The organism is Aminobacter carboxidus (genome assembly GCF_014863355.1).
Lineage (GTDB): Bacteria > Pseudomonadota > Alphaproteobacteria > Rhizobiales > Rhizobiaceae > Aminobacter > Aminobacter carboxidus.
Map to the genome: position 1 here is coordinate 499,898 of NZ_JACZEP010000002.1, position 24,279 is coordinate 524,176.

Annotated in this window: 19 protein-coding genes; 9 read left to right on the forward strand and 10 right to left on the reverse strand. The window is 63.7% G+C overall.

Annotated features, from left to right (window positions below; all coding sequences use genetic code 11):
• Positions 1-118 precede the first annotated feature (118 nt).
• Positions 119-4,912, forward strand: a complete 4,794-nt coding sequence (locus IHE39_RS10095; protein WP_192566369.1) for an NAD-glutamate dehydrogenase — start codon at positions 119-121, stop codon at positions 4,910-4,912.
• 118 nt (positions 4,913-5,030) lie between these two features.
• Entirely contained in the window at positions 5,031-6,407 is a 1,377-nt protein-coding gene (locus IHE39_RS10100; protein ID WP_434781295.1) for an MFS transporter, read from the forward strand.
• Positions 6,408-6,453: 46 nt separating this feature from the next.
• On the opposite strand, the gene purH is transcribed toward IHE39_RS10100, so the two are convergent.
• The 4 genes from purH to htpX all read right to left on the reverse strand — a co-directional run bounded on the left by purH (position 6,454) and on the right by htpX (position 12,439).
• Positions 6,454-8,070 carry a bifunctional phosphoribosylaminoimidazolecarboxamide formyltransferase/IMP cyclohydrolase gene (gene purH / locus IHE39_RS10105; RefSeq protein WP_184768067.1) on the reverse strand — a complete coding sequence of 539 codons (1,617 nt, stop codon included), beginning with the start codon at positions 8,068-8,070 and terminating at the stop codon, positions 6,454-6,456.
• Positions 8,071-8,190: 120 nt separating this feature from the next.
• A complete protein-coding gene (locus tag IHE39_RS10110) occupies positions 8,191-9,921 on the reverse strand; it encodes a heparinase II/III family protein (protein ID WP_192566371.1) in 1,731 nt (576 codons plus the stop codon).
• Positions 9,922-10,013: 92 nt separating this feature from the next.
• A complete protein-coding gene (locus tag IHE39_RS10115) occupies positions 10,014-11,468 on the reverse strand; it encodes an RsmB/NOP family class I SAM-dependent RNA methyltransferase (protein WP_192566372.1) in 1,455 nt (484 codons plus the stop codon).
• On the reverse strand, positions 11,426-12,439 hold the full coding sequence (gene htpX / locus IHE39_RS10120) for a zinc metalloprotease HtpX (RefSeq protein WP_192566373.1): 1,014 nt from the start codon (positions 12,437-12,439) through the stop codon (positions 11,426-11,428). The genes IHE39_RS10115 and htpX overlap by 43 nt, the downstream gene beginning before the upstream one ends.
• 107 nt (positions 12,440-12,546) lie before the next feature.
• Between htpX and IHE39_RS10125 the strand changes: the two genes are divergently transcribed.
• The 4 genes from IHE39_RS10125 (at position 12,547) to IHE39_RS10140 (ending at position 15,243) form a co-directional block, all read left to right on the forward strand.
• Entirely contained in the window at positions 12,547-12,759 is a 213-nt protein-coding gene (locus IHE39_RS10125; protein ID WP_192566374.1) for a DUF1674 domain-containing protein, read from the forward strand.
• 90 nt (positions 12,760-12,849) lie between these two features.
• Entirely contained in the window at positions 12,850-13,119 is a 270-nt protein-coding gene (locus tag IHE39_RS10130; RefSeq protein ID WP_434781296.1) for a PepSY domain-containing protein, read from the forward strand.
• Positions 13,120-13,180: 61 nt separating this feature from the next.
• Positions 13,181-13,627 carry a thermonuclease family protein gene (locus IHE39_RS10135; protein ID WP_192566375.1) on the forward strand — a complete coding sequence of 149 codons (447 nt, stop codon included), beginning with the start codon at positions 13,181-13,183 and terminating at the stop codon, positions 13,625-13,627.
• Between the two features lie 251 nt (positions 13,628-13,878).
• Complete coding sequence (locus IHE39_RS10140) at positions 13,879-15,243, forward strand: hypothetical protein (protein WP_192566376.1); 1,365 nt, start codon at positions 13,879-13,881, stop codon at positions 15,241-15,243.
• Positions 15,244-15,638: 395 nt separating this feature from the next.
• On the opposite strand, the gene IHE39_RS10145 is transcribed toward IHE39_RS10140, so the two are convergent.
• The 4 genes from IHE39_RS10145 to IHE39_RS10160 form a co-directional block, all read right to left on the reverse strand.
• Positions 15,639-16,034 (reverse strand): carboxymuconolactone decarboxylase family protein, encoded by a 396-nt coding sequence (locus IHE39_RS10145; protein ID WP_192566377.1) that lies wholly within the window; start codon positions 16,032-16,034, stop codon positions 15,639-15,641.
• The gene (locus IHE39_RS10150; RefSeq protein WP_192566378.1) at positions 15,982-16,401 is read right to left on the reverse strand and encodes a MerR family transcriptional regulator; all 420 of its coding nucleotides are present in this window, start codon (positions 16,399-16,401) and stop codon (positions 15,982-15,984) included. The genes IHE39_RS10145 and IHE39_RS10150 overlap by 53 nt, the downstream gene beginning before the upstream one ends.
• A 144-nt stretch (positions 16,402-16,545) precedes the next feature.
• Positions 16,546-18,168, reverse strand: coding sequence for an ABC transporter substrate-binding protein (locus tag IHE39_RS10155; RefSeq protein WP_192566379.1), 1,623 nt, complete (start codon positions 18,166-18,168; stop codon positions 16,546-16,548).
• A gap of 52 nt (positions 18,169-18,220) precedes the next feature.
• Positions 18,221-19,045 carry a creatininase family protein gene (locus IHE39_RS10160; RefSeq protein WP_192566380.1) on the reverse strand — a complete coding sequence of 275 codons (825 nt, stop codon included), beginning with the start codon at positions 19,043-19,045 and terminating at the stop codon, positions 18,221-18,223.
• Between the two features lie 194 nt (positions 19,046-19,239).
• On the opposite strand from IHE39_RS10160, the gene IHE39_RS10165 reads away from it, so the two are divergent.
• Entirely contained in the window at positions 19,240-19,530 is a 291-nt protein-coding gene (locus tag IHE39_RS10165) for an excalibur calcium-binding domain-containing protein (protein ID WP_246485441.1), read from the forward strand.
• A 50-nt stretch (positions 19,531-19,580) separates the two neighbouring features.
• Here IHE39_RS10165 and acs read toward each other — a convergent pair whose 3' ends face one another.
• The gene (gene acs, locus IHE39_RS10170; RefSeq protein ID WP_192566381.1) at positions 19,581-21,536 is read right to left on the reverse strand and encodes an acetate--CoA ligase; all 1,956 of its coding nucleotides are present in this window, start codon (positions 21,534-21,536) and stop codon (positions 19,581-19,583) included.
• Positions 21,537-21,846: 310 nt separating this feature from the next.
• Between acs and IHE39_RS10175 the strand changes: the two genes are divergently transcribed.
• Entirely contained in the window at positions 21,847-22,119 is a 273-nt protein-coding gene (locus IHE39_RS10175; RefSeq protein WP_184768056.1) for an usg protein, read from the forward strand.
• Positions 22,120-22,318: 199 nt separating this feature from the next.
• On the forward strand, positions 22,319-23,425 hold the full coding sequence (locus IHE39_RS10180; RefSeq protein WP_210322206.1) for a branched-chain amino acid ABC transporter substrate-binding protein: 1,107 nt from the start codon (positions 22,319-22,321) through the stop codon (positions 23,423-23,425).
• 66 nt (positions 23,426-23,491) lie between these two features.
• Here the strand turns inward: IHE39_RS10180 and IHE39_RS10185 are convergent, their stop codons facing one another.
• On the reverse strand, positions 23,492-24,154 hold the full coding sequence (locus IHE39_RS10185; RefSeq protein WP_192566382.1) for a YggS family pyridoxal phosphate-dependent enzyme: 663 nt from the start codon (positions 24,152-24,154) through the stop codon (positions 23,492-23,494).
• Positions 24,155-24,279 lie beyond the last annotated feature (125 nt).

The window sequence follows — 24,279 nt, forward strand, 5'->3', positions numbered from 1 at the left end:
ATTTCTGCCTGCCCGCTAGGCGTTTTTCCATACCTTCCGTCAAACCTTTGTCGCTAAAGGCAGGCCATCTGCTACGATAGTCGCAAAAGCATGTGACGGGACGGGAGAAACTAGCGTCATGGCCGCATCTGTGAAGTCGAAGGCGAAATCCGCCAAGACTGCATCCGCCTCCAAATCCTCCAACAGACCTCCCCAGCTCCACGAACTGCTGCTCGCCCGAGCGCCGGCCGAGGACGTGGCCGACTACGAGCCGGGCATGCTGGAGCGCGCCGCACAGCTCGCCGAGCAGGCCGTGCTCAAGCATCGCAAGGGCTCCTCGGTCATCGACATCGAGACCGACGCCGGCGTCGTCCGCCACGGCCGGCCGGTCACCGTCGTTACCGTCGTCAACGACAACATGCCGTTCCTGTTCGATTCGGTGCTCGGCGAGATCACCGATGCCGCCGGCGAGCCGGTGCTTGTGACCCACCCGGTCATTTTGGTGCGCCATGGCCGCACCGGTGTCGACGAGATCCTGAGTGACGGCGGCGCTCATAAGGGCGAAGAGGCCGCCGACAAGCTCAGCGTCATTCACGTCCACATCCCGCCGCTCGGCAAGGATGCCGCCGAAGCGTTGCGCGAGCGGCTGAAAAAGGTGCTCGGACAGGTCCGCGCCGCCGTCACCGACTGGAAGCCGATGTTGGCCAGGCTCGACCAGGCGATCTCGGAATTCCGCTACGCGCCGATCCCGCTCGACAAGCATTCGGTGACCGAGGCGATCGCCTTCCTCGAATGGCTGCGCGACGACAACTTCACCTTCCTCGGCATGCGCGAGTTCAAATATTCGGGCGGCGAAAAGAGCGGCACGCTGGAGCGCTCGGACAAGGCGGGTCTCGGTATTCTCGGCGACCCCGACGTTCTGGTGCTGCGCCGCGACACCATCGACGCGACATCGACGACGCCCGAAATCCGCGCCTTCCTGCATGGTCCGGACCCGTTGATCGTGACCAAGGCCAACGCCAAGTCGGCTGTGCATCGCCGCGCCTATCTCGATTACATCGGCATCAAGACATACGATACCAAGGGCCAGTTGTCGGGCGAGCTGCGTATCGTCGGCCTGTTCACCTCGACCGCCTATACGCGCTCGGTGATGAAGATCCCCTATTTGCGCTCCAAGGCTGAAACAGTGGTCCAGAAGTCGGGCTTCGACCCTGCCGACCATTCCGGCAAGGCGCTGATCAACGTGCTCGAATCCTACCCGCGCGACGAGCTGTTCCAGGTCGCCGTGCCGACGCTGCGCAAGCATGCCGAGGCGATCCTCGGCCTCGTCGAGCGGCCACGGGTGCGCGCGCTGGTGCGTGCCGACCAGTTTGACCGCTTCGTCTCGGTGCTGATCTTCGTGCCGCGCGATCGCTACGACTCGGTGGTGCGCGAAAAGATCGGCGCCTATCTCAAGAAGGTCTTCGAAGGACGCTTGTCGGCTTACTACCCGGCGTTCCCGGAAGGCGGACTTGCACGCGTGCACTTCATCATCGGCCGCTCCGGCGGCAAGACGCCGAAGGTCGAGCAGTCAGCGATCGAAGCAGCACTCCGCGACATCGTCACGACCTGGGAGGACGGGTTGCGCGAGGCTTCGGCCGAAGCTGGCACGTCGACGGCACTGGTGGCCGTCGCCAACCAGTTCCCCGAGGACTACCGCAACAGCTTTTCGCCGGCGGCAGCGCTGCTGGACGCCGAGCGGATCGCCACGATCAGCCCAACCAATCCGATCGTCATCGACTGCTATCGCGACACCAGCCAGAAGCCGGAGCAGGCTTCGCTGAAGATCTATCACCACGGCGCGCCGGTGGCGTTGTCGCGGCGCGTGCCGCTGCTCGAGAACATGGGCTTCCGGGTCATCAGCGAGCGCACTTTCGAGATTGGCGAGAAGGGTGAAAGCCAGATCTTCATCCACGACATGGAGCTGGAAAACGCCTACGGCCGGCCGATCGACCTCGCCGATAGCGGTTCGCTGTTCGAAGAGGTGTTCCTGTCGGTGTGGACCGGTGATGCCGACAATGACGGCTACAATGCGCTGGCCCAGACGGCCGGGCTCGGCTCCAATGAAATCGTCATCCTGCGCGCCTATGGCCGCTATTTGCAGCAGGCAGGCATTCCGCAGAGCCAGGACTTCATTGCGGCTGCGCTGAACCGCTATCCCGATATCGCGCGCGGCCTGCACGCGCTGTTTGTTGCCCGGCTCGATCCGGCGCAGGAAAAGGATGGCCTGGTCACTGCCAAGCACCTGAAGGCCAAGATCAAGGATGCGCTCGAAGCAGTCCCCAACATCGACGACGACACCATCATCCGGCGCTACGTCAACCTGATCGAGGCCTCACTGCGTACCAACCACTTTGTCGGCGGCAAGAAGGAGCGCGGCCAGTCGCTGGCGATCAAGCTCGACTCGCGCAGCGTCGAAGGCCTGCCCGAGCCGCGGCCGTGGCGCGAGATCTTCGTCTATGGTTCCGAGGTCGAAGGCCTGCACCTGCGTTTTGGCGCAGTGGCGCGCGGCGGTCTGCGCTGGTCGGACCGTGCCCAGGACTACCGCACCGAGGTGCTCGGTCTGGTCAAGGCGCAGCAGGTCAAGAACGCCGTCATCGTGCCGGTCGGCGCCAAGGGCGGGTTCTTCCCCAAGCGCCTGCCGGTTGGCGGCAGCCGTGACGCGGTGTTCGAGGCCGGCAAGGCGGCTTATGTCAATTTCGTCTCCAGCCTGCTGTCGATCACCGACAATCTCGACGGCGACAAGGTGGTGCCGCCTGCGGGTGTCGTCCGTCGCGACATCGACGACCCGTATTTCGTCGTTGCCGCCGACAAGGGCACGGCGACCTTCTCCGACACCGCAAACGGCATCAGCGACAAGCACGGCTTCTGGCTCGACGATGCTTTCGCCTCGGGCGGTTCGGCCGGCTACGACCACAAGAAGATGGGCATCACCGCGCGTGGTGCCTGGGAGGCCGTGAAGCGGCATTTCCGCGAGATGAACCGCGACATCCAGACGACGCCATTCACAGTCGTCGGCGTCGGCGACATGTCGGGTGACGTGTTCGGCAACGGCATGCTGTTGTCGGAACAGACGCGGCTGATCGCCGCTTTCGACCATCGCGACATTTTCATCGATCCAGATCCCGACATGGCGGCGTCGTTTGCCGAGCGCAAGCGCATGTTCGACCTGCCGCGTTCGAGCTGGCAGGACTATGACAAGTCGAAGCTGTCGGCTGGTGGCGTGATCGTTTCGCGCGCTCAGAAGTCGGTGACGCTGCCGCAGGCGGCAGCGACCGCGATCGGCCTCGCCAAGACAACGGCGTCGCCGACCGAGATCATGAATGCCATCCTGCGGGCACAGGTCGACCTGTTGTGGTTCGGCGGTATCGGCACCTATGTCCGGGCGACCGGCGAGACCAACCAGGAGGTCGGTGACCGCGCCAATGACGCAATCCGGGTCACCGCCACCGACCTCAGGGTCAAGGTGATCGGCGAGGGTGCCAATCTCGGTACCACGCAACGCGCACGCATCGAGTTCGGCCTCAAGGGCGGGCGTTGCAACTCGGATGCCATCGACAATTCGGGCGGCGTCAACTCGTCCGACGTCGAGGTCAACATCAAGATCGCCCTGGCTTCGGCCATGCGCAAGGGCACGCTGCAGCGGCCGGCGCGCAACAAGTTCCTGGCCGAGATGACCGAAGAGGTTGCCGGCCTGGTGCTGGCCAACAACTACGAGCAGACGCTGGCGCTGTCGGTGGCCGCCAAGCGCGGCATCCAGGATATCGCGCATCAGGGCCGCTTCATGAGCGCGCTCGAAGCGCGCGGCCTGCTCGACCGCGCGGTCGAGAATCTGCCCTGGCCGCCGGCTTTGGCCGAACGCCAGACGCGCGGCGAACCGCTGACCCGCGCCGAGCTCGGTGTGCTTTTGGCCTACGCCAAGATCGTGCTGTTCTCCGATATCGTCGCCAGCGACGTGCCTGACGAAGCGCATTTCGAACGCGATCTGCTCGGCTACTTCCCCGAGCGCATGGCCAAGAAATATGCCGCCGAGATCGGCGGTCACCGGCTGCGGCGCGAGATCATCGCGCGTGTTGTCGCCAATGATCTCGTCAATCGCGGCGGACCGTCATTCGTCAACCGGCTGCAGGAAGCGAGCGGCCGTTCGGCGGCCGAGGTGGTGCGCGCCTTCGCCGTCGTGCGTGACGGTTTTGCCCTGCCGGCGCTCTATCGCGAGATCGACGCGCTCGACAACGTCGTCGAGGGTACATTGCAACTGGACCTGTACCAGGCGGTGAGCCGGCTGATCTTCGGCACCAGCGGCTGGTATCTGCGCAATGAACAGAGCGACGCGCCGTTGGCGAGCCGCATCGCCGAGCTGCAGGAGGCCCGCGCGGCACTGGAGCCCAAATTCTCGGGCATGCTGCCGGCGTTCACCCGCGACCGCATCCACAACCGCAAGGCCGGCTTTGCTGCTGCCGGTGCGCCCGAGAAGCTGGCCGAACGGCTGTCGCTGCTCGAAGTCGGCGAACTGGTGCCCGACATTGCGCTGGTGGCGAAGACCGCCAAGGCCGACATCCTGGCAGCCGCCAAGGCGTTCTTCGGCGTCTCCGAGGCGTTCCGCATTCCGCGGATCGAGGATGCGACGCATGCCATCGCCACCTCCGACTATTACGAGGGGCTGGCATTGTCGCGTGCATCCGACACGATCGGGGCGGCACGTCGCGGCATCGCGGTTGCGGCCCTGACCGGCTTTGGCACCGCTGCCGATCCGGTTGCGGCATGGCTCGAGGCTGGTGGTGACAGGATCAACCGCACCCGCGAAAGGCTACAGGCCCTGACCGAGGGCGGCGACATCACCGTGTCGCGGCTGACGGTGGCCGCCGGGCTGATGAGCGATCTGTCGGGCCGATAGAGCCTTTGCAGCAGTGCCTGCCACGCGTCGCCGTGGCAGGCACTTTCCTCAAGGACCACGCAAGCGAACTGCGCTATAGCTCCAGACAACGCGCTGATGCGGCGCGCGCGGAGGGATGATGGCTGACACGATGGTGGTTCAACGTACGCCGCGGCGCGGCGTCTGGGGCTGGATGTTTTTCGACTGGGCGGCGCAGCCGTTCTTCACCGTGGTCACCACCTTCATCTTCGGGCCATATTTCGTCGCGCGCATGGCGACCGATCCGGCCATGGGCCAGGCGGCATGGGGCTACGGCATCGCCGCCGCCGGCCTCGTCATCGCCATCCTGTCGCCGGTGCTCGGCTCGATCGCCGACCAGACCGGCCCACGCAAACCGTGGATCGCCTTCTTCGCCGCAATCAAGATCATCTGCCTCTGCCTGCTGTGGTACGCCGAACCCGGTTCGCCGCTGGTGCCGATCGTGCTGCTGTTCTCGCTTGCTTCGGTGGCGGCGGAGTTTTCGATCGTCTTCAACGACTCGATGATGCCGCGCCTGGTGTCGAAAGAGGAGATCGGCAAGATCTCGAATATCGCCTGGGGGCTCGGCTATCTCGGCGGCATGATCGTGCTGATCTTCGTCGTCGGCTTCCTGGCGGCCTCTCCCGAGACCGGCAAGACGATCATCGGTGCTGCCCCGCTTTTCGGGCTCGATCCGGTGGCCGGCGAGGACGCGCGCGCGACAGGTCCGATCTCGGCGTTGTGGTACCTGATCTTCATCCTGCCGATGTTCTTCTTCACGCCCGACAGCGGCAAAGGCATCGCCATCCGTCCGGCCGTGCGGCTGGGGCTCAGCGAGCTCAAGTCGACGATCGGGGAAGTGCGCCAGCGCACCGGCATCTTCCGCTTCCTTGTCGCCCGCATGATCTACCAGGACGGCGTCAATGCGCTGCTCGGGCTCGGTGGCGCATTCGCCGCGGCGATGTTCGGATGGTCGATCACCGAGATCGGCATCTATGGCATCATCCTCAATGTCGTCGCGATTTTCGGCTGCCTTGTCGCCAGCCGGCTCGACACCAGCTTCGGCTCGAAGGTCGTGGTGGTGGTTTCGCTGGTGTTGCTGACGATCGCCACCATCGGCATCGTTTCGACCGGACCTGGTTACACGCTGTTCGGCCTGTGGCAGATGCCGGGCGTGGACACGAACGGCCTGTTCGGTACGCCGGCCGAGAAGGCCTACATCGCCTTCGGCCTGCTGGTCGGCATCGCCTTTGGCCCAGTGCAGGCGTCGTCGCGCTCCTACATGGCGCGCAGTGTCTCGGCCGACGAGGCCGGGCGCTATTTTGGGCTCTATGCGCTGTCGGGCCGCGCGACCAGCTTCGTCGCGCCCTTTGCGGTTGCGACAGTCACCGCGCTCAGCGGCTCGCCACGCCTCGGCATGGCGATGATCATCATCTTCTTCGCCGTCGGCCTGGCCGTGCTGTTGCGCACGCCCTATCCGGCGGATGAGGTGAAGTGAGTTTGCCTTCGCCTTCTCCCACAAGTGGAAAAGGCGAAGAACAAGATCAATGCCTGAAATGCCTGACGCCGGTGAAGATCATGGCGATGCCATGCGCGTCGGCTGCGGCGATGACGTCGTCGTCGCGCATCGAGCCGCCCGGCTGGATGACGGCGGTGGCACCGGCCTCGACGGCCGACAGCAAGCCGTCGGCGAAAGGGAAGAAGGCGTCGGAGGCAACGACCGAGCCCTTGGTCAGCGGCTCGGCGAGGCCGGCGGCTTCCGCGGCATCGAGTGCCTTGCGGGCGGCGATGCGCGACGAGTCGACACGGCTCATCTGGCCAGCACCAATGCCGACGGTGGCGAGGTCGCGGGCGTAGACGATGGCGTTCGACTTGACGTGCTTGGCGACGCGGAAGGCGAACTTCAGGTCCTCGATCTCGCGCTGGGTCGGCTGGCGCTTGGTGACGACATTGAGGTCGAGCGTATCGATGACCGCATTGTCGCGCGACTGGACGAGCAGGCCGCCGGCAACCGACTTGACCGTGATGCCGGCGCTGTCGGGATCGGGCAGGCCGCCTGTTACCAGCAGGCGCAAATTCTTCTTGGCAGCGACGATGGCCTGAGCCTCGGGGGTCGCAGCGGGCGCGATGATGACCTCGGTGAAGATCTTGACGATTTCCTCGGCTGCCTCGGCATCGAGGATGCGGTTGAGCGCGACGATGCCGCCGAATGCCGAGACCGGGTCGCAGGCCAGCGCCTTGGCATAGGCTTCTGCGAGCGTGGCACCTTCGGCGACGCCGCAAGGGTTGGCGTGCTTGATGATGGCGACCGCTGCGGTGCGAACGGAATCGAATTCGCCGGCCAGCTCGAAGGCAGCGTCGGTGTCGTTGATGTTGTTGTAGGAGAGCTGCTTGCCTTGCAGCTGGGTTGCGGTGGCGACGCCGGGACGCTTGTCGCCGGTCAGGTAGAAGCCGGCCGTCTGGTGCGGGTTTTCGCCGTATCGCATGACGCTTTCTAGCTTGCCGCCAAAGGCGCGCCAGTCAGGCGTTTCGATCTCAAGCGCTTCGGCGAACCAGCCTGAGATCGCAGCGTCATAGGCTGCGGTGCGAGCGAAGGCTTTGGCGGCGAGCTTCTTGCGGAACTCGTAGGACAGGCAGCCATTGTTGGCGACGATCGAGTCGAGCACGTCCTTGTAGTCAGCCGGATCGGTGACGATGGCGACATAGGCGTGGTTCTTGGCCGAGGCGCGGACCATGGCCGGGCCGCCGATGTCGATGTTTTCGACGATCGAGGCGTAGTGGGCGCCGGAATTGCGCACTTCCTCGAAGGGATAGAGGTTGACCACGACGAGGTCGATCGGCTCTATGCCGTGCTCGGCCATGGCCGCGACATGTTCAGGATCGTCGCGCACGCCGAGCAGTGCGCCGTGGACCGAGGGATGCAGCGTCTTGACGCGGCCATCCATGATCTCGGGAAAGCCGGTGAGCTCCGAGACGTCGCGAACCGCGATGCCTTCGGCGGCAATCGACTTGGCGGTGCCGCCGGTGGAGACCAGCTCGACGCCGACATTGGTCAGGCACTTGGCGAATTCGATCAGCCCGGTCTTGTCGGAGACCGACAGCAGGGCGCGACGGATCGGCACGAGGTCGGGTGCGGGGATCTTCTTGGAAACGACGGCCATGGGTGGCGGGCCCTTCAAAGTTGGGAGCGGAAACTTTGCTTGCGCGCGGCCTAGCATATGAGGCCCGGAAATCAAGGCGCGCAGCGGCGCATCCGGCCTATTTCCCGTGGTGATGCCCGATCAGGCGCGTTCGCCGTCGAGGCGGCTGATGATGCGCGTGCGCGAGAACTGCCAATGCACTTCGGAGATTTCCGAAGCCTTGAACGACAGCACGATCTGGCGCGAGCGGCAGGGGCCGCCAAGACCGGCGAAATAGATCGATTCCTCGACCTCGGCCGCAACATCCGGCGAGATGAAGACCCAGGTGTCGATGTCAGGTCCGGTCAGCACCAGCCGTTCCTTTTGGTCGCGGAACAGCTGGACGTCGGGATGGACATGAAAGCGGATGGTGACGAGGTCGCGGCCATCATTCTTGATCGGCGTCTTGCCGGCGCGAAGGATGCGGTCGCAGCCCGACAGGATGCTGCCGCCGGCCGACAGGCTGAGCTCGCGCTCGTGGTGAAGGCCGAAGCGCTGGGCGTAGCCGTCGTGGCGAGCGACGAAACCGTGGATGCCCGCCTTGTCGAAGCGCTGGGTCGGCACCGATCTGGGGCCGGCGTAAAGCGGACTGCCGAGCATGCCGCTGACACGCTGCGAATGGGCGAAGCTCGCCGACGAGGTGTCATTGATGGTGACGGTGGAGTGGGCGGCGGTGGCCCGCGCCAGCGGCCTGAGGTCGGCGGCGCCATAGGTGTCGATGCCGGCATTGACGATGTAGTGCTGACGGCCCGACGACATCTCGAAGGCCAGGCAGCCGGCATGGGCGTGGTTGGACACTTCGATGGGCGGTGCCGTGCCGGTGTCGGCGATGACTGTCGTGCCGCCCATGGCAAGGCGCTCGTAGCCGGAATGGGTGGCGTGCAGCGGCGGCGAGCCAGCGGTTTCGTCGTGGCGCAGGATCGCGACGATGCGGTCGTGGATGGTGGCGCCCATGCCGTTGAAGCGGGCAAGGCTGCCGTCCTGGTGGCGGAAGAAGCGCAACGCCGGCAACATGCGCTCGACGGCGTTGATCAGTGCCAGCGGCGGCTGCTCGGCCTGGTTGGCGTAGGTATGGCGCAAGGGCAGCAGATCAGCGAGGATCTCCAGCACTGCCATCGGGTTGCGCGAGATATGTCCGCCGTCGGGCAGGATCTGGCGGTCGAGTTCTTCGGCGAGGTTGCGGGTGGCCGAGCGCAGCGCCGAGACGGGTGCCGGCAAGGACAACGCGGCGAAGGCCAACGCGACACGGGCCCGGAGACGATCCTTGCCGTCGGGCATTTCGCGCGCCAGCGAGCGGAGATAGCGGATCTGCATCGCCAGAGAGCGCAGGAAGGAACGGTAGAAGGCGAATTCGGCGCCCTGCAGCACGACCGAGGAGTGCTGCAGCCAGGCGATGATGCGCTTGGCGGTGGTTGCCGGCTCCCAGGCCGTGCCTGAAATACGGTTGCCGTGCAGCGCGATCCAGTCGGAAACCAGGGCGCGGGCGTTGGCGGCGGCAAGCTCGGTGCCGGCGGCGCGCATGTGGCGCAGCCAGCGGAAGCCATGCAGGCTGCGCTGCCAGCCGCGATTGGGCACGTCGATCAGGAAGGGCGATTGCCCGCCGGTCTCGACCAGATGGCCGGAAAGCGGAAAGCGGCCATAGTAGATTTCGAGCGCGATCTGGGGATCGGCAAGGCGCAGGTCGGGCGGGGCGATCAGCACGCGTTCAGGCGTGCGCCCGGTGTAACGCCAGCTGTAAGCCGGGCCGGCGCGCAGGCGCCGGCGCGTCTTGCGCCAGAACTCCTTGGCAACGAGTGCCCAAAGGCGCGTCGTGCTGTCCGCCGCGATCGACAATACCCCTCCTGACGCAACCCGACGTCGTGAAACAAATTAGGTTGTTTCAATGGTGGGCGCGAGGGTGAATTTTTCGTTAATGGCCGATTGGGTCAGGCGATGCGGCGGAACCTTGCTGCAAAGAAGCCGTCGAGGCCGGAGATCGCGGGATTGCCGAGGTCAAGGCCGGCGGGCGTGGTGCGCAAAAAGCCGGTGGCGGTGACAAAATCGTCGATGCCTGAGACCTCACCTGCGCGAATCGGGTCGAGTTCGACCTTGCCCTTGTGTTCGGCCAGGAAGCCGGCGACGAGGGCCTCGCCCTCTTCAGGGTCGAGCGAGCAGTTGGAAAAGACGATCCTGCCACCCGGCCTCACCAACTTGGCCGCACGGTCGAGCAGGGCGCGCTGGACGCCGGCGAGCTTGGTGATGTCGGCAGGCGACTTGGTCCACAGAACGTCGGGATGGCGTCGGACCGTGCCGGTTGACGAGCATGGCGCATCGAGCAGGACGGCATCGAACAGCTCTGCAGGCTCGTAAGCGAGGATATCGGCGTTGACCTTGTCGGCATCGAGGCCAAGGCGCTCAAGATTGCCGGCAAGACGGGCAAGGCGGTTCTTCGAAGCTTCGACCGCCGTGACCTTGGCGCCGGTGAGCACGAGCTGTGCCGTCTTGCCGCCGGGGGCGGCGCAGAGATCAGCAACACGCTGGCCGCTGACATCGCCAAACAGCTTTGCTGGCAGGGCGGCGGCGGCGTCCTGGACCCACCAAGCGCCTTCTGTGAAGCCCGGCAGTTCGGCGACCGGACCGGAAAGGCGCTCGATGCGTATCGACCCGGTGGGCAGCACGGTGCCACCCAGCTGCTCGGCCCATTTGGCCGGATCTGCCTTGGCGGTGAAATCGACAGGCGCCTCGACGCGATGCGCGGCGAGGATCTTTTGGGCTTCGTCCGCGCCATAGGCGGCAGTCAGCCGCTCGACGAACCAGTCGGGCGCGTCGTTGGTCGTTGCCAGCATGTCGGCCAGCTCGGCTTCCTTGGCGCGGGCAAGAGTGCGCAGCACGCCATTGACCAGGCCCGAGAACCGAACCGTGCGCGGGTCGGCCTTGGCGTGGGTGACGGCAAGGTCGACGGCGGCGCTGTCGGGAATGTCGAGGAACAGGATCTGCGCTGCCGCGACGTGCAGGATGTGGGTCAACACGGTGGCGTTGGCCGGCAGCGGCTTTTCAAGCCGGCGCGAGATCAGCTTGGAGATGGTGACGCGATGGCGAAGTGCGGAGGCCAGGATGGCGCGGACCAGACCACGGTCGCGCATGTCGAGCGCGCGGAACTGGGGGTGGCCGTGCTCGTGATCGGTCAGGCCGTCGAGCGGGGTCCTGGCGTCGATTGTCGCGGCCAGCAGGCGGGCCGCGGCCATGCGCGCGGCAATACCCGGAACGTCGGGAACGATGGACGGCCGGTTGCCCTTGCCGTCACCGCTGCGCGCGCGGTTTCGCTTAGGGTCGCGCTGGGGGTCGCGCTGGCCGCCGCTCACGACCTCGGGCCTTTCGGCCCGGTCGGATTGCGGCCCCATGGACCGGACGGACGTGGCTGCTCGGGCGCGGCCTGCTCGGCAGGGCTACCGCCCCAGGGACCTTGCTGGCCAGATGCCGAACGCTGTGCTGTCGGCTGCGGCGCCGTGCGCTGTGCAGGACGACCGACACCCTCGTTCGCCATCGCCTGCAGGGCGGCGATGCGGTTTTCGGTATTGGGGTGAGTCGAGAAAAGATTGTCCATGCGCTCGCCGGATAGAGGATTGATGATGAAGAGGGGAGCCATCGCAGGATTGCGCTCGGCTTCGGGGTTGTGGATGCGTTCGACGTTGCGGGCGATCTTGTCAAGGGCGGAAGCGAGCCAGAGCGGATTGCCGCAGATCTCGGCGCCGCGCCTGTCTGCGGAATATTCGCGGGTCCGGCTGATCGCCATCTGCACCAGCATGGCGGCAAAAGGCGCCACGATCATCGCCACCAGCACGCCGACGAAGCCGAGCGGATTGTTGTTGTCACGGTTGCCGCCGAAGAAGAAGGCGAAGTTGCCGAGCATCGAGATCGCGCCGGCAAGGGTCGCGGTAACAGTCATGATCAGCGTATCGCGGTTTTCGATATGGGCGAGTTCGTGCGCCATGACAGCTGCGACTTCTTCATGGCTCAGCCGCTGCAACAGGCCGGTGGAGGCGGCGACGGCGGCATTTTGCGGATTGCGGCCGGTGGCAAACGCGTTGGGCTGCGGGCTGTCGATCAGGTAGACCTTGGGCATCGGCAGGCCGGCATTGGCGGCGAGGCCGCGCACGATGGCGTAATATTCGGGCGCATTGCGCTCATCGACCTCGACGGCGTGGTTCATGCGCAGAACCATCTTGTCGGAGTTCCAGTAGCTGAACAGGTTCATGGCCGCCGCGATCAGGAAGGCGATCGTCATGCCGCCGGAGCCGCCGATCAGGTAGCCGACGCCCATGAACAGCGCTGTCATGGTCGCCAGAAGCATCGCCGTCCGCATCACGTTCATCCGTTCGCTCCGTCCTTTTCCGCCCGCGCCAGGGTCGATCCCGGCTCAGCGCTTCGCTATATGATGGGAGAGACGAGGGTGCGTTTCAATCATTTCCGAGGAGTCCCATGGACGACGCCAAACCGCAGACCGAGCCGGAGACGCCCGGGCCCAAGCAGCTTTCGCCTGCAGCCAAGCGCGCATTGGCCGAAGCCGAGGCCCGTCGCGAGGCCTATGAGGCTGAGCAGGCGAAGCTGCCGCGCGAGATCGGCGGACGTGGCGGCAAGGAGCCCGGGCGCTATGGCGACTGGGAGATCAAGGGCCTGACCAGCGATTTCTGAGGACAGTTCGGGCCACGCTCTCCCCGTGTGGCCTGATGGAACCGAAATCGACAGCCGTTCGTTTCGCTCGGTATTATGAAAGGATCGATCATGATGAAGTCGGCGATATCGGGGCTGTTGTTGGCCGCCTTGCTTGCAGTCGCGCCAGCTGAGGCGCAGACCAAGGAACCGGCGGTGCCGCCGCAGAATTCGCTCAAGCTGTCTGCGATCATCGCCAAGATCGAGCAGCGCGACCAGTTCCACTACATCTCCGAGATCGATTGGGAGAGCGAAGGCTATTACGACGTGGTCTATTACACGTCTGACAAAGCCAAGGTTGAGATCAAGATCGATCCGGTCAGCGGCGAGCCGAGGATGTAGGTTCGCAACATCCCCGCCGCCGCTTCTTGCTTAGTCCAGGAAATAGGAATAAATACCTTGGATGGATTCGAATCTGTTCAAGGCTGCGGCGGTTCTGGTTTGTGTTGGCCTCGCATTTCCTGCCGAGGCCAAGCTACGGGACAATTTCGCCGGGCCGGTCAGCGCGCGTGTCGTTGAGGTGATCGACGGCGATACGTTCCTGGCCGAGGCAGAAATCTGGCCCGGGCAGACGTTGCGGGTCAATATCCGCATTCGCGGCATCGACGCACCGGAAATGAAAAGCCGATGCGTTGGTGAACGGGCCGCGGCACTGGCGGCACGCGCAGCCCTTGCCCGGCTCGTCGCTGAGGGTCCGATAAGTCTCTCCAACATCGGTGGCGCCAAATATTATGGCCGCGTGCTTGCCGATGTCGCCACCGGAGAGGGCGAGGTGGTCGCCAAGGCAATGCTCGAAGACGGACTGGTGCGCGCCTATGGCGGCGGCAAGCGGGACAGCTGGTGTGGGTGACCCGATCTGGCACAGGCTCGGTGTGCCGAAGTGAGGCGGCGCCCGCGGTGCTACCGTCACCATGATTAATAGGCGGTAAACAAGTCCATCGGCTTGCGGGCGGATTAACCTTGCATTCACCATGTGGATCAGTGACCTCAATGAGAATCAATGACTTGATGCCGTGATACCGCTTGGCCTGCCCAAATGGGCTGCAGCGGCCAGTTTCCTGCTTTGCCCTTGCCAGATGCACACAGGCGGCGGGGCGGGACATGCGGAAATTTCAGGTACTGGCACGGGCGGCAAAGCGTTTCGCCGGCGACAGCAGCGGCAACTTCGCCATTCTGGGCGGTGTAACCATTTCCGTTCTCGCCATGGCAGCCGGCTTTGGCATCAACACCGCGCAGTTGTTCAATGTGAAATCGGGTCTGTCGCAGGCGGTCGACGCCGCGGTGACGTCGACAGCGCGTGACCTCACAACCGGCAAGATCAAGCTTGAGGATGCGGACGGCACGGTTCGGGCATTTCTCGAGGCCAATGCCAGCAGCTTGTTGGCGCCAGGTGAAAAGGTCGTGCTGAACAAGGTGATCGTCGACAAGCTTGCCGGCACGGTTGAGGCATCGGCCTATATCGACGTCAATGTGTTCTTTCCTTTGTTCGGCACGTCCAACCGCCAGCGGGTCGCTGCGTCGACGGCATCGCTCTATTCCGACAAGCGCATCGAAGTGGCGATGATGCTCGACGTCACCGGGTCGATGGAGGGTCAGAAGATCAAGGATCTGAAGAAGGCGGCAACGAATGCGGTCGACAGTTTCCTGAAGGGCGAGAAGACACCGTCAGGCGACCCGCGCGTGCGCATGTCGCTTGTGCCCTACGCAAACTCCGTCAACACAGGCACTCTGGGGTCAAGTTCTGTCTTCGTGGAGCGCAGCGAGGCGGACCGCAAGCAAGCGCCCGGCAATACCGATGCGAAGGCGGTTTCGAGCTCGACGCGTCCCGACAATTGCGCCACTGAGCGCAAGGGGATCTACGAGTACACTGATGCTGGTCCCGACTTGGCGATGGTCAATCGCGACTTTCTGATCAACGAGTATTCCACGCGCTACAACACCCCGGTCTGCCCGAGCGCGAAGGTGGTGCCGCTCACCGACGACGGCAAGAAACTCAAGACCGAGATCGCGGCTTTCGTTGCCGATGGCGGCACCGCCGGGCATATCGGCATTCAGTGGGCCTGGTACACCTTGTCCGAGAACTGGGCCGGCGTCTTTCAAAAGTCGGAGCGGCCCGATAAGGTCGACCCGGAAAAGGTGGCCAAGTTTGCCATCCTGATGACCGACGGTGAGTTCAACCTGTCCTATTCAGATGCCGCCACGTGGCAAGGTGCCTACATCGCCAGCGGCAAGGCGGCGACCCGGACAGCCGCGAAGACGCTATGCGAGGCGATGCGCAAAAAAGGCATCGAGATTTTCACCATAGGCTTCAAGCTGGATACCGAAGCAGCGAAGAAGACGATGAAAGACTGCGCTTCGCCTGATGGTGTGGTGAAGCGCTACTTCGAGACGTCCAATGGCAAGGAGCTCGACGCCGCCTTCCAGACCATCGCTCAGAACATCGAACGGTTGGCGCTGACCAAATAACGAAACGAAGAGCCCGAAGAAAAAAGGCCGCCCTTCTTGCGAAGGTGCGGCCTTTCCGTGTTTCCGTCCATGGCGCGGTCTCTGGCTTATGACCTTGAGGTCACCAGCCGCGCTTCTCGCGCCTTAACGGGAAGACTGCTTCCCGAAAGGGCAATCCGCTGAGGCCACGTTTAGGAAAACGAAATCACTCGACATCGGATCACCTCCTTTCAGTTCGTTGAACACAACAGCAAGGTGGGGTCTTTCCGACGGTTTGGCAAGTGCGACCATCGCACTAGAGCATTTCCGCTTTTCTTCGAATCGCGGAACCGCTCTATCTTCTTGTTTTTGCGCAATTCCGGACGGAAAACCGCTTCGCACTTTTCCTGGAATTGCTCTAGGCCCTTGGTGCGAGATTATGCTGCCAGGCTGTGCTCTTGCTGAAACACGTCCCTGGCGGCGAACAGGCCGTTGAGTGCTGCCGGAAAGCCGGCATAGACCGCCATCTGCATGATGATCTCGACGATCTCGTCGCGGCTGAGCCCGACATTGAGCCCAGCCTGGATGTGGACCTTGAGCTGCGGGGCGGCATTGCCCAATGCTGTCAGCGCCGCGATCGTTGCGATCTCACGCGACCTGAGGTCGAGGCCGGGACGCGTGTAGATGTCGCCGAACGGAAACTCAATGATGTAACGGGCGAAATCGGGCGCGATGTCGGCGAGCGAGTCGACAACCTTCTGGCCGCCTTCGCCGTCGATTTCAGCGAGCGCGCGTGAGCCGCGCTCGAAGCGGCTTTCTGGAGAGTTGTTCATTTTCGGTCTCGATCCTTTTTTCTGCATCGGCGTAGCCTGCTATCTTGGCGTCGAGAACGAGGAGGTTGGCCTGGAGGTCGGCGACATGGTCCCGCACCTTGTGGCGATGCGCCTCAAGCAAGGCACGGCGCTCGGCATCGGTGGCTGGCCCTTTCCCGCGCAGCGCCGCATAACGCAGCATCTCGCGGATCGGCATGCCGGTGCCCTTGAGACGGCCGAGGAACTCGATCCAGGTGAGGATCGATACGTCATAGTCACGCTGGCCCGATGCGTCCTTGTCAGGTGCAGGCAAAAGGCCGATCTGCTCGTAGTAGCGGATCGTGTAGGCGGTCAGGCCCGAGCGTCTTGCGAGTTCGCCAATCTTCATGACAACCTTGTTTCGTTACGACGCTCGCGATGCTAGGTGTTCGAGCGCACTCTAAGTCAAGGCCTTTTCTCCCGAGCTGTCGGACGTCGGGCAGGCGCCCTCGCGCCGTGACGCGAGGGGGCAAGTTGCATGAGGGCAGGTCGGCTATTCGGCCAGGTCGACTGTCTCGAAGCGGTGCGAACCGAGCGGGTCCATGACATAGCCGCGGACCTTTTTCGACATCGGCAACGACACCGTCGAGTGATCGAGCGTCGCCCAGGGCGCCTGCTCCTTGAAGATCAGCTGGGCCTGCTCGTAGAGCTTGGCGCGTTCGGCCTGGTCGACGGTGGTGCGGGCTTTCTGGAGCAGGTCTTCGAAGGGCTGGTGGCACCAGTTGGCCATATTGGCGCCGCCGACGCCGGCGCAGGAGAAGAAGTAGGACAGCAGATTGTCGGGATCACCGTTGTCGCTGGTGCCGCCGAGGATGATCGCGCCATCGCGCTGCTTGTCGCGGGCGCGCTTCAGGTACTCTGCCCATTCGTAGGAAACGACTTCGACGCTGACGCCGACCTTCTGGAAATCGGACTGGATAAGTTCGGCGACGCGACGCGCGTTGGGCATGTAGGGCCGGCTGACCGGCATCGCCCAGACCTTCATCTTCAGGTCCTTGACGCCTGCATCGTCGAGCATCTTCTTCGCCGCTACCGGATCATATGGATCGTCGACGACGGCATCGTTGTAGCCCCACATCGCCGGCGGGATCGGGTTCTTGGCAACTTCGCCGAGATCCTGGAACACCGCCTGGAGGATGGCCTTCTTGTCGATCGCCATGTTCAGCGCCTTGCGCACCTCGATCTTGTCGAAAGGCGGGGTCAAGGTGTTGTAGGCGAGATAGGCCACGTTGAGGCCGGGCTTTTCCACCACCACAAGATTGGGGTCGGCCTTGAGGCCGGGAACATCAGCCGGCGCGGGATAGGCGGCGACATGGCATTCGCCAGCCTGCAGGCGCTGCATCCGCGTCGATGCGTCGGCCGTGATGGCGAAAACCAGCTCGTCCAGCTTCGGCTTGGCGCCCCAATAGGTCGGGTTGGCCTTGAAGCGCACCACGGCATCCTGTTGGTAGCCGACGAACTGGAACGGCCCGGTGCCGATCGGCTCGGAGTTCAGCTTCTCCGGCGTGCCGGCCGCGGCGAGCTTGTCGGCATATTCCTTGGAGACGATCGAGCCCAGATCCATCGCCAGGTTGGAGAGAATGGAAGCATTCGGCTGGCTCAGCACAAGCTTGACCGTGAGATCGTCGACCTTGGAGATGTCCTTGACCGTCGCCTGCATGTCCATGCCGGCATACATCTCGTAGTTCGCGCCGGTGACGTACTGATGCCAGGGATTGTCGGTGCGGTACTGGCGGTCGAACGAAAACACCACGTCGTCGGCGTTCATGTCGCGTGTCGGCGTGAAGTAGTCGGTGGTCTGGAACTTCACGCCGGGCCGCAGCTTGAACGTATAGGTCAGCATGTCGTCGGAAACGGTCCAGCTCTCGGCCAGGCCAGGCAGCAGGTTCGTTGTGCCGTTCTCGAATTCGACCAGTCGGCTGTAGATCGGCTTAGACGAGGCATCCCAGGTGCTGTTGGTCGAGTAGAGCGCCGGATCGAAACCTTCCGGTGCCGCCTCGGAACAGTAAACAAGCGTCTTGGCCGATGCCTCGGCGGAGCCGAGCAGGCCCAGGGCAGCTGTGGCGACTGAAAGACAAAGGGCGGCCCGAAGCGAGCCGCGTTTCAAGGATTTCATCGAAGTTCCCCTTCAGGTGTTCTTGGTTGCGGGCGTGATGTGTCCGCCCGTATCAGTCGGCGCGCCCGGCACGGGTGCCGAGTCCACGGCCTGGCCGCCACACAGCGTCTAGCTGCGTCCACAGGGCCGGGTCGACGATCAGCTTGGCGAGTTCGCGGGCCTGCAGATCGAGGAAACGCTCGCCCTTCTCCGCCGTGCCCTTGGCCGGAACGCCCCATGTGCCGGTGTTGGGCGCGCGCTCGGAAAACGAATAGAAGCGGTGGGCACCATGCGGCGCCTCGTGCTTGCCGGCCTCCGCCGTGAAGGCCTCTTCGAACTTGTCTGATTTGACGGTGTCGGGCGAGATCGCCAGCATCACCGACGCCTCGCCCTCGCAGGCGTGCTTGGGGCCGTTGTCGGTTTCAAACAGTGCTGCCGTTTCCTCCGGCGCCAGCATCCACGGCGTCGTGTAGACGATCGGCATTGCGAATTCGACGGCCAGTTCGCGCGTCGACATGGCAAGCGGGTCGATGTTGCCGCCATGGCCGTTGACGATCAGCAGGCGCGTAAAGCCGATCGCCTGGAGCGACCGGACGATCGATTTCAGCACGTGGAAATAGGCGGTGTAGTCGAGGCTGATCGTGCCGCCGAACGGCAGATGATGCTCGCTCATGCCGAGCCAGAGGCCGGGGAGCACAGCCAGCGGTACATCATCGGCGACCAGGCGCGCGCCGCGCCGGGCGGCGGCCTCGGCACTTGCCGTATCGGTGATGACGGGCAGATGCGGGCCGTGCTGCTCGAGCGATCCGACCGGCAGGATGGCCATGGCGTTGCCGCGCGCTGCGATCTCGCGCAGCTCGGGTGCGGTCATGCGCGCCCACTCAACTTCCCGTGCCATCGAAGAACTCCTGCCTCACATGCGAAAATTATTATTCTATAGGAAAATATTTTTCCTTATTGCGTGAATTGTCAATAGCGGTGCCGAGATGGCGGATTGGACCAGGGGCGGGACCTGCTCGAGCGTGATGGCCAGCGCAGGTTTGACGCGGGACGGGCCTCGACCTCAAAGCTGTCGAGGCATGCTTGGGGGAAATGGAATTGCGTCAGACGTGCATGCGGATCGGTTCGATCCTGGGAATTTGGATCATCACATCCGGGAATGCTGGCGCGACGGCGCGCGCGGAACTCGAGGTCAAGCAGGGATTGCCAATCACGCTGGCCCGGGCCCGAACCTGCAAGCAGGTCAGTTCATGTGCCGAGGCAGTGGAGCTTTGGTGCGGCGGCTACAGGCGGGCGGACGCCGACAATGACGGCATTCCCTGCGAAAATGTCTGCCCGACGAAAGAACTTGTCGATGAATTGCGCCAGCAGATCGGCTGCTGAACTGGAAGACGATCCCCTCGCATCACGGGACGCGAGGGGATCGCGCGGGCTCAGGCCCGCTTGTTCTGCCTGTTGGCGACGAGGTCGTCGACGACGGCTGGATCGGCCAGCGTCGAGGTGTCGCCGAGCGCGCCGAAATCGTCTTCGGCGATCTTGCGCAGGATGCGGCGCATGATCTTGCCCGAACGTGTCTTGGGCAGGCCTGGTGCGAACTGGATCTTGTCGGGCGAGGCGATGGCGCCGATCTCCTTGCGGACATGGGCGACGAGTTCCTTGCGCAGGTCCTCGGTCGCCTCGATGCCCGACATCAGCGTGACATAGCTGTAGATGCCCTGGCCCTTGATGTCGTGCGGGTAGCCGACGACGGCGGCCTCGGAGACCTTGTCGTGGCTGACAAGTGCCGACTCGACTTCGGCGGTGCCCATGCGGTGGCCCGAGACGTTGATGACGTCGTCGACGCGGCCGGTGATCCAGTAATAACCGTCGGCGTCGCGGCGGCAGCCGTCACCGGTGAAATACTTGCCCTTGTAGGTGGCGAAGTAGGTCTGGATGAAGCGCTCATGGTCGCCATAGACGGTGCGCATCTGGCCCGGCCAGGAGTCGGTGATGCAGAGGTTTCCGTCGGCGGCACCGTCGAGAACGTTGCCCTCGTTGTCGACCAGCTCCGGCTTGACGCCAAAGAACGGCCGCGTCGCCGAACCCGGCTTGAGGTCGGTCGCACCGGGCAGCGGCGTGATCAGGATGCCGCCGGTCTCGGTCTGCCACCAGGTGTCGACGATCGGCACCTTCTTGTCGCCGACGACATTGTAATACCACTCCCACGCCTCGGGATTGATCGGCTCGCCGACCGAACCCAGAACGCGCAGGCTCTTGCGCGAGGTCTTCTTCACATGCTCGTCGCCGGCGCCCATCAGGGCGCGGATGGCGGTTGGAGCAGTGTAGAAGATGTTGACCTTGTGCTTGTCGACGACGTCCCAGAAACGCGACGCCGAGGGATAGTTCGGCACGCCCTCGAACATCAGCGTGGTCGCGCCGTTGGCGAGCGGACCATAAACGATGTAGCTGTGGCCGGTGACCCAGCCGACATCGGCGGTGCACCAGTAGATGTCGCCGTCATGGTAGTCGAAGACGTACTGGTGGGTCATCGAGGCGTAGACGAGATAACCGCCGGTGGTGTGCAGCACGCCCTTGGGCTTGCCGGTCGAGCCGGAGGTGTAAAGGATGAACAGCGGGTCTTCGGCTTTCATCTTTTCGGGCTTGCACTCAGGCTTAACCGAGCGGACCTCATCGTGGTACCAGTGGTCGCGGCCCGGCGCCCAGCCGATCTTGCCGCCGGTGCGGCGCACCACCAGCACGTCCTTGACCATGACATGATGCTTGGCGGCGATGTCGATCGCCTTGTCGGTGTTTTCCTTCAAGGGTATCGATTTTCCTCCACGCAGACCTTCATCCGCGGTGATGACGAAGGTCGACTCGCAGTCGACAATGCGGCCGGCCAGCGCGTCGGGCGAGAAGCCGCCGAAGACGATCGAGTGGATGGCGCCGATGCGCGTGCAGGCGAGCATCGCATAGGCAGCCTCAGGGATCATCGGCATGTAGATGGTGACGCGGTCGCCTTTCTTGACGCCGTGCTTCTTCATCACGTTGGCGAGGCGGCAGACGTGCTCGTAGAGCTCGTTATAGGTGATCTTCTTGTCGTCGTAGGGGTTGTCGCCTTCCCAGATGATGGCGGTCTGGTTGCCGCGCTTCTTCAGGTGCCGGTCGATGCAGTTGTAGGAGACGTTGGTCAGCCCGTCCTCGAACCACTTGATCGACACCTTGCCTTCAAAGGAGGTGTTCTTGACCTTGGTGTAGGGCTTGAACCAGTCGATGCGCTTGCCGTGCTTGCCCCAGAACTTGTCGGGGTTCTTGACGCTCTCGCCATACCATCTCAGGTAGGTGTCGTTGTCGATGAGCGCATTCTTCTTCCACGCCGGCTGGACGCGGTGGACACGGACTTCGGACATTTCTTTCCCTTCCTCCCGGATCGATCCGGCGGCTCCTGCTGGCCGGCGGACGGCGACTCTGGGCCGCACGTTGGCGCGCATTATTATCAATTTGTGGTGCGCCACAATATTAGACATTGGATTTGCCCCGGCACATTCCGCAGCGGCAAATCGACGCCGTTATCTGGCGATCAGCAGTTCCGGTAGGCGGCTGCTAAAGTGCTGATTTCTTGGAACTTATCACAGGTTGCTGACGTTCATTTTAGGAAACGGTTAACCAACGCGGTTCAGACTCGAGCCGTGGAGGAACGTTCGACACGGAAGGCTTGCAATGCGCGACGCTTCTGAACTTGAACTGATGCTCAAGGGTTATGGCCTGACCACGGCCGAGATCCTCTACCATTTGCCCGACCACCCGCATGTGCTGCAGACTTTCATCTGGCAGGACTACGATCTCGCGCCGAAATTCCCGATCCTGTTTAGCTTCATCGATTTCTGGCGCGCCAAGCTCGATGGGCCGCTGCACTCGGTGCATTATACCCACCGCAAGCTGATCGCGCCCAACGAATGGCGCAAGGTCGACGGCGAGTTCGTGCTGCACTGAGCCTGTCGGTTCGACCAGGCAACGCCCTGATCGGGTATGAATTTTTCCGCGGCGTGGCCTCCCGACGCGCTGCGCTGGCACAAATCAATTGCGGCTTTCGCGACGCTGGGCCGATTGCCGCCAGCTCACTGGGCGGGTATTCCCGCCACCAGAGCTTCCGCTGCGCCTTCGCGGCCGGCGGGTAAAAGGGAGAACTAAGATGAACATGAAGATCCTTGCGGGCGTCTCGCTCGCAGCACTTATGGCCTTCGGCTCCGCCGCGCACGCCGACATCACCATCGGCCTCGTCGCCCCGCTGACCGGCCCGGTCGCTGCCTATGGCGACCAGGTCAAGAACGGCGCCCAGGCGGCTGTCGATGCCATCAACGAAAAGGGCGGCATCCTAGGCGAAAAGATCGTGTTGAAGCTTGCCGACGATGCCGGCGATCCCAAGCAGGGCGTTTCGGCTGCCAACCTGCTGGTCGGCGAAGGCGTGAAGTATGTCGTTGGCCCGGTGACTTCGGGTGTCGCGATCCCGGCTTCCGACGTCTTTGCCGAAAACGGCATCCTGATGGTGACGCCGACGGCAACCGCGCCTGATCTCACCGCACGCGGCCTGACCAACGTACTGCGCACCTGTGGCCGCGACGACCAGCAGGCCGAGGTCGCCGCTGCCTATGTGCTCAAGACCATGAAGGACAAGCGCGTCGCGGTGATCGACGACAAGGGCACCTACGGCAAGGGCCTGGCCGACGCTTTCAAGGCGGCCATCAATGCCGGTGGCCTGACCGAAGTGCAGCAGAACTCGCTGACCCCGGGCGAAAAGGACCTGTCGGCGCTGATCACGCGCCTGAAGTCTGACAATGTCGACGTCATCTACTTCGGCGGCTACCACCCCGAAGGCGGCTTGCTGGCCCGCCAGCTGAAGGACGGCGGCGTCAATGCCGTGATCATCGGCGGCGAAGGCCTGTCGAACACCGAGTTCTGGGCGATCGGCAACGAAGCCGCCGCCGGCACGCTGTTCACCAACGCCACCGACGCGCTGAAGAATCCGGCCTCGGCCGACGCGGTCAAGGTGCTCGAGGGCAAGGGCATCCCGCCGGAAGCCTTCACGCTCAATGCCTATGCTGCTGTTGAAGTGCTCAAGGCCGGCATCGAGAAGGCCGGCAAGGCCGACGACACCGCCGCGGTCGCTGCCGCGCTGAAGTCGGGCGAGCCGATCGCCACCGCCATCGGCAACCTGACCTATGGCGAAAGCGGCGACCTGACCTCGCCGAGCTTCTCGCTGTTCAAGTGGGAAGCCGGCAAGATCGTCGCAGCGGAATAACTGGAACGAGCAAAGAAAAAGGCCGGGATGTAAGTTCCGGCCTTTTTTGTTGTGGCAGCTGGCATCTCAGCGGGTGCCGAAGATCGCCGAGCCGACTCGAACGCTGGTGGCGCCGAATGCAACCGCAAGTTCGTAGTCGCCCGACATGCCCATGGACAGCCTTTGCAATCCGGCTTCGCGTGCCAGTTTTTCCAGCAGGGCGAAATGCGGGCCGGGGTTTTCGTCGGCCGGCGGGATGCACATTAGGCCTTCGATGGCGAGGCCATGGACCTCGCGGCAGCGCTTGACGAAGGCGACCGCTTCGCGCGGCTCGATGCCGGCCTTCTGCGGTTCGGAGCCGGTGTTGACCTGGACATAGAGTTTCAGTGCGCGGCCCTGGCGTTCGATCTCTCTGGCGAGCTCAGTGGCGATCTTTTCGCGGTCGACCGTCTCGATGACGTCGAACAGGGCGACGGCTTCCTTGGCCTTGTTGGATTGCAGCGGGCCGATGAGATGCAGCTCGATGTCGGGGAAATCCGCTTTCAGCTCGGGCCACTTGCCCTGCGCTTCCTGGACGCGGTTTTCGCCGAAGACGCGCTGGCCGGCCTCGATGACCGGGCGGATATGTTCGGCGTCAAAGGTCTTGGAGACCGCCACGAGCACTGTCGAACCATCGGGTCTGTTGGCCTCGCGCTCGGCCGCACCTATCTTATGCTTCACCAGAGTGAGCTGTTCGACCGACTTTTCCATGGCGCTGGCCCTGCTGCTTTTTGCCCGCCCCCGGCCTGCCGGAGTTGACGGGTCCGGGAATCCATGATGAACACCCGGCAACGATTTCCTGAACCGCGGGTTTTCGCCCCGGTCCATGCACGCTT

Coding starts and splice junctions, on each gene's coding strand:
- IHE39_RS10095 (WP_192566369.1), top strand. CDS start 119: ATGGCCGCATCTGTGAAGTCGAAGGCGAAATCCGCCAAGACTGCATCC.
- IHE39_RS10100 (WP_434781295.1), top strand. CDS start 5,031: ATGGCTGACACGATGGTGGTTCAACGTACGCCGCGGCGCGGCGTCTGG.
- purH (WP_184768067.1), bottom strand. CDS start 8,070: ATGGCCGTCGTTTCCAAGAAGATCCCCGCACCCGACCTCGTGCCGATC.
- IHE39_RS10115 (WP_192566372.1), bottom strand. CDS start 11,468: ATGGGGCCGCAATCCGACCGGGCCGAAAGGCCCGAGGTCGTGAGCGGC.
- htpX (WP_192566373.1), bottom strand. CDS start 12,439: ATGAACGTGATGCGGACGGCGATGCTTCTGGCGACCATGACAGCGCTG.
- IHE39_RS10125 (WP_192566374.1), top strand. CDS start 12,547: ATGGACGACGCCAAACCGCAGACCGAGCCGGAGACGCCCGGGCCCAAG.
- IHE39_RS10130 (WP_434781296.1), top strand. CDS start 12,850: ATGATGAAGTCGGCGATATCGGGGCTGTTGTTGGCCGCCTTGCTTGCA.
- IHE39_RS10135 (WP_192566375.1), top strand. CDS start 13,181: ATGGATTCGAATCTGTTCAAGGCTGCGGCGGTTCTGGTTTGTGTTGGC.
- IHE39_RS10140 (WP_192566376.1), top strand. CDS start 13,879: ATGCGGAAATTTCAGGTACTGGCACGGGCGGCAAAGCGTTTCGCCGGC.
- IHE39_RS10145 (WP_192566377.1), bottom strand. CDS start 16,034: ATGAACAACTCTCCAGAAAGCCGCTTCGAGCGCGGCTCACGCGCGCTC.
- IHE39_RS10150 (WP_192566378.1), bottom strand. CDS start 16,401: ATGAAGATTGGCGAACTCGCAAGACGCTCGGGCCTGACCGCCTACACG.
- IHE39_RS10155 (WP_192566379.1), bottom strand. CDS start 18,168: ATGAAATCCTTGAAACGCGGCTCGCTTCGGGCCGCCCTTTGTCTTTCA.
- IHE39_RS10160 (WP_192566380.1), bottom strand. CDS start 19,045: ATGGCACGGGAAGTTGAGTGGGCGCGCATGACCGCACCCGAGCTGCGC.
- IHE39_RS10165 (WP_246485441.1), top strand. CDS start 19,240: ATGGAATTGCGTCAGACGTGCATGCGGATCGGTTCGATCCTGGGAATT.
- acs (WP_192566381.1), bottom strand. CDS start 21,536: ATGTCCGAAGTCCGTGTCCACCGCGTCCAGCCGGCGTGGAAGAAGAAT.
- IHE39_RS10175 (WP_184768056.1), top strand. CDS start 21,847: ATGCGCGACGCTTCTGAACTTGAACTGATGCTCAAGGGTTATGGCCTG.
- IHE39_RS10180 (WP_210322206.1), top strand. CDS start 22,319: ATGAACATGAAGATCCTTGCGGGCGTCTCGCTCGCAGCACTTATGGCC.
- IHE39_RS10185 (WP_192566382.1), bottom strand. CDS start 24,154: ATGGAAAAGTCGGTCGAACAGCTCACTCTGGTGAAGCATAAGATAGGT.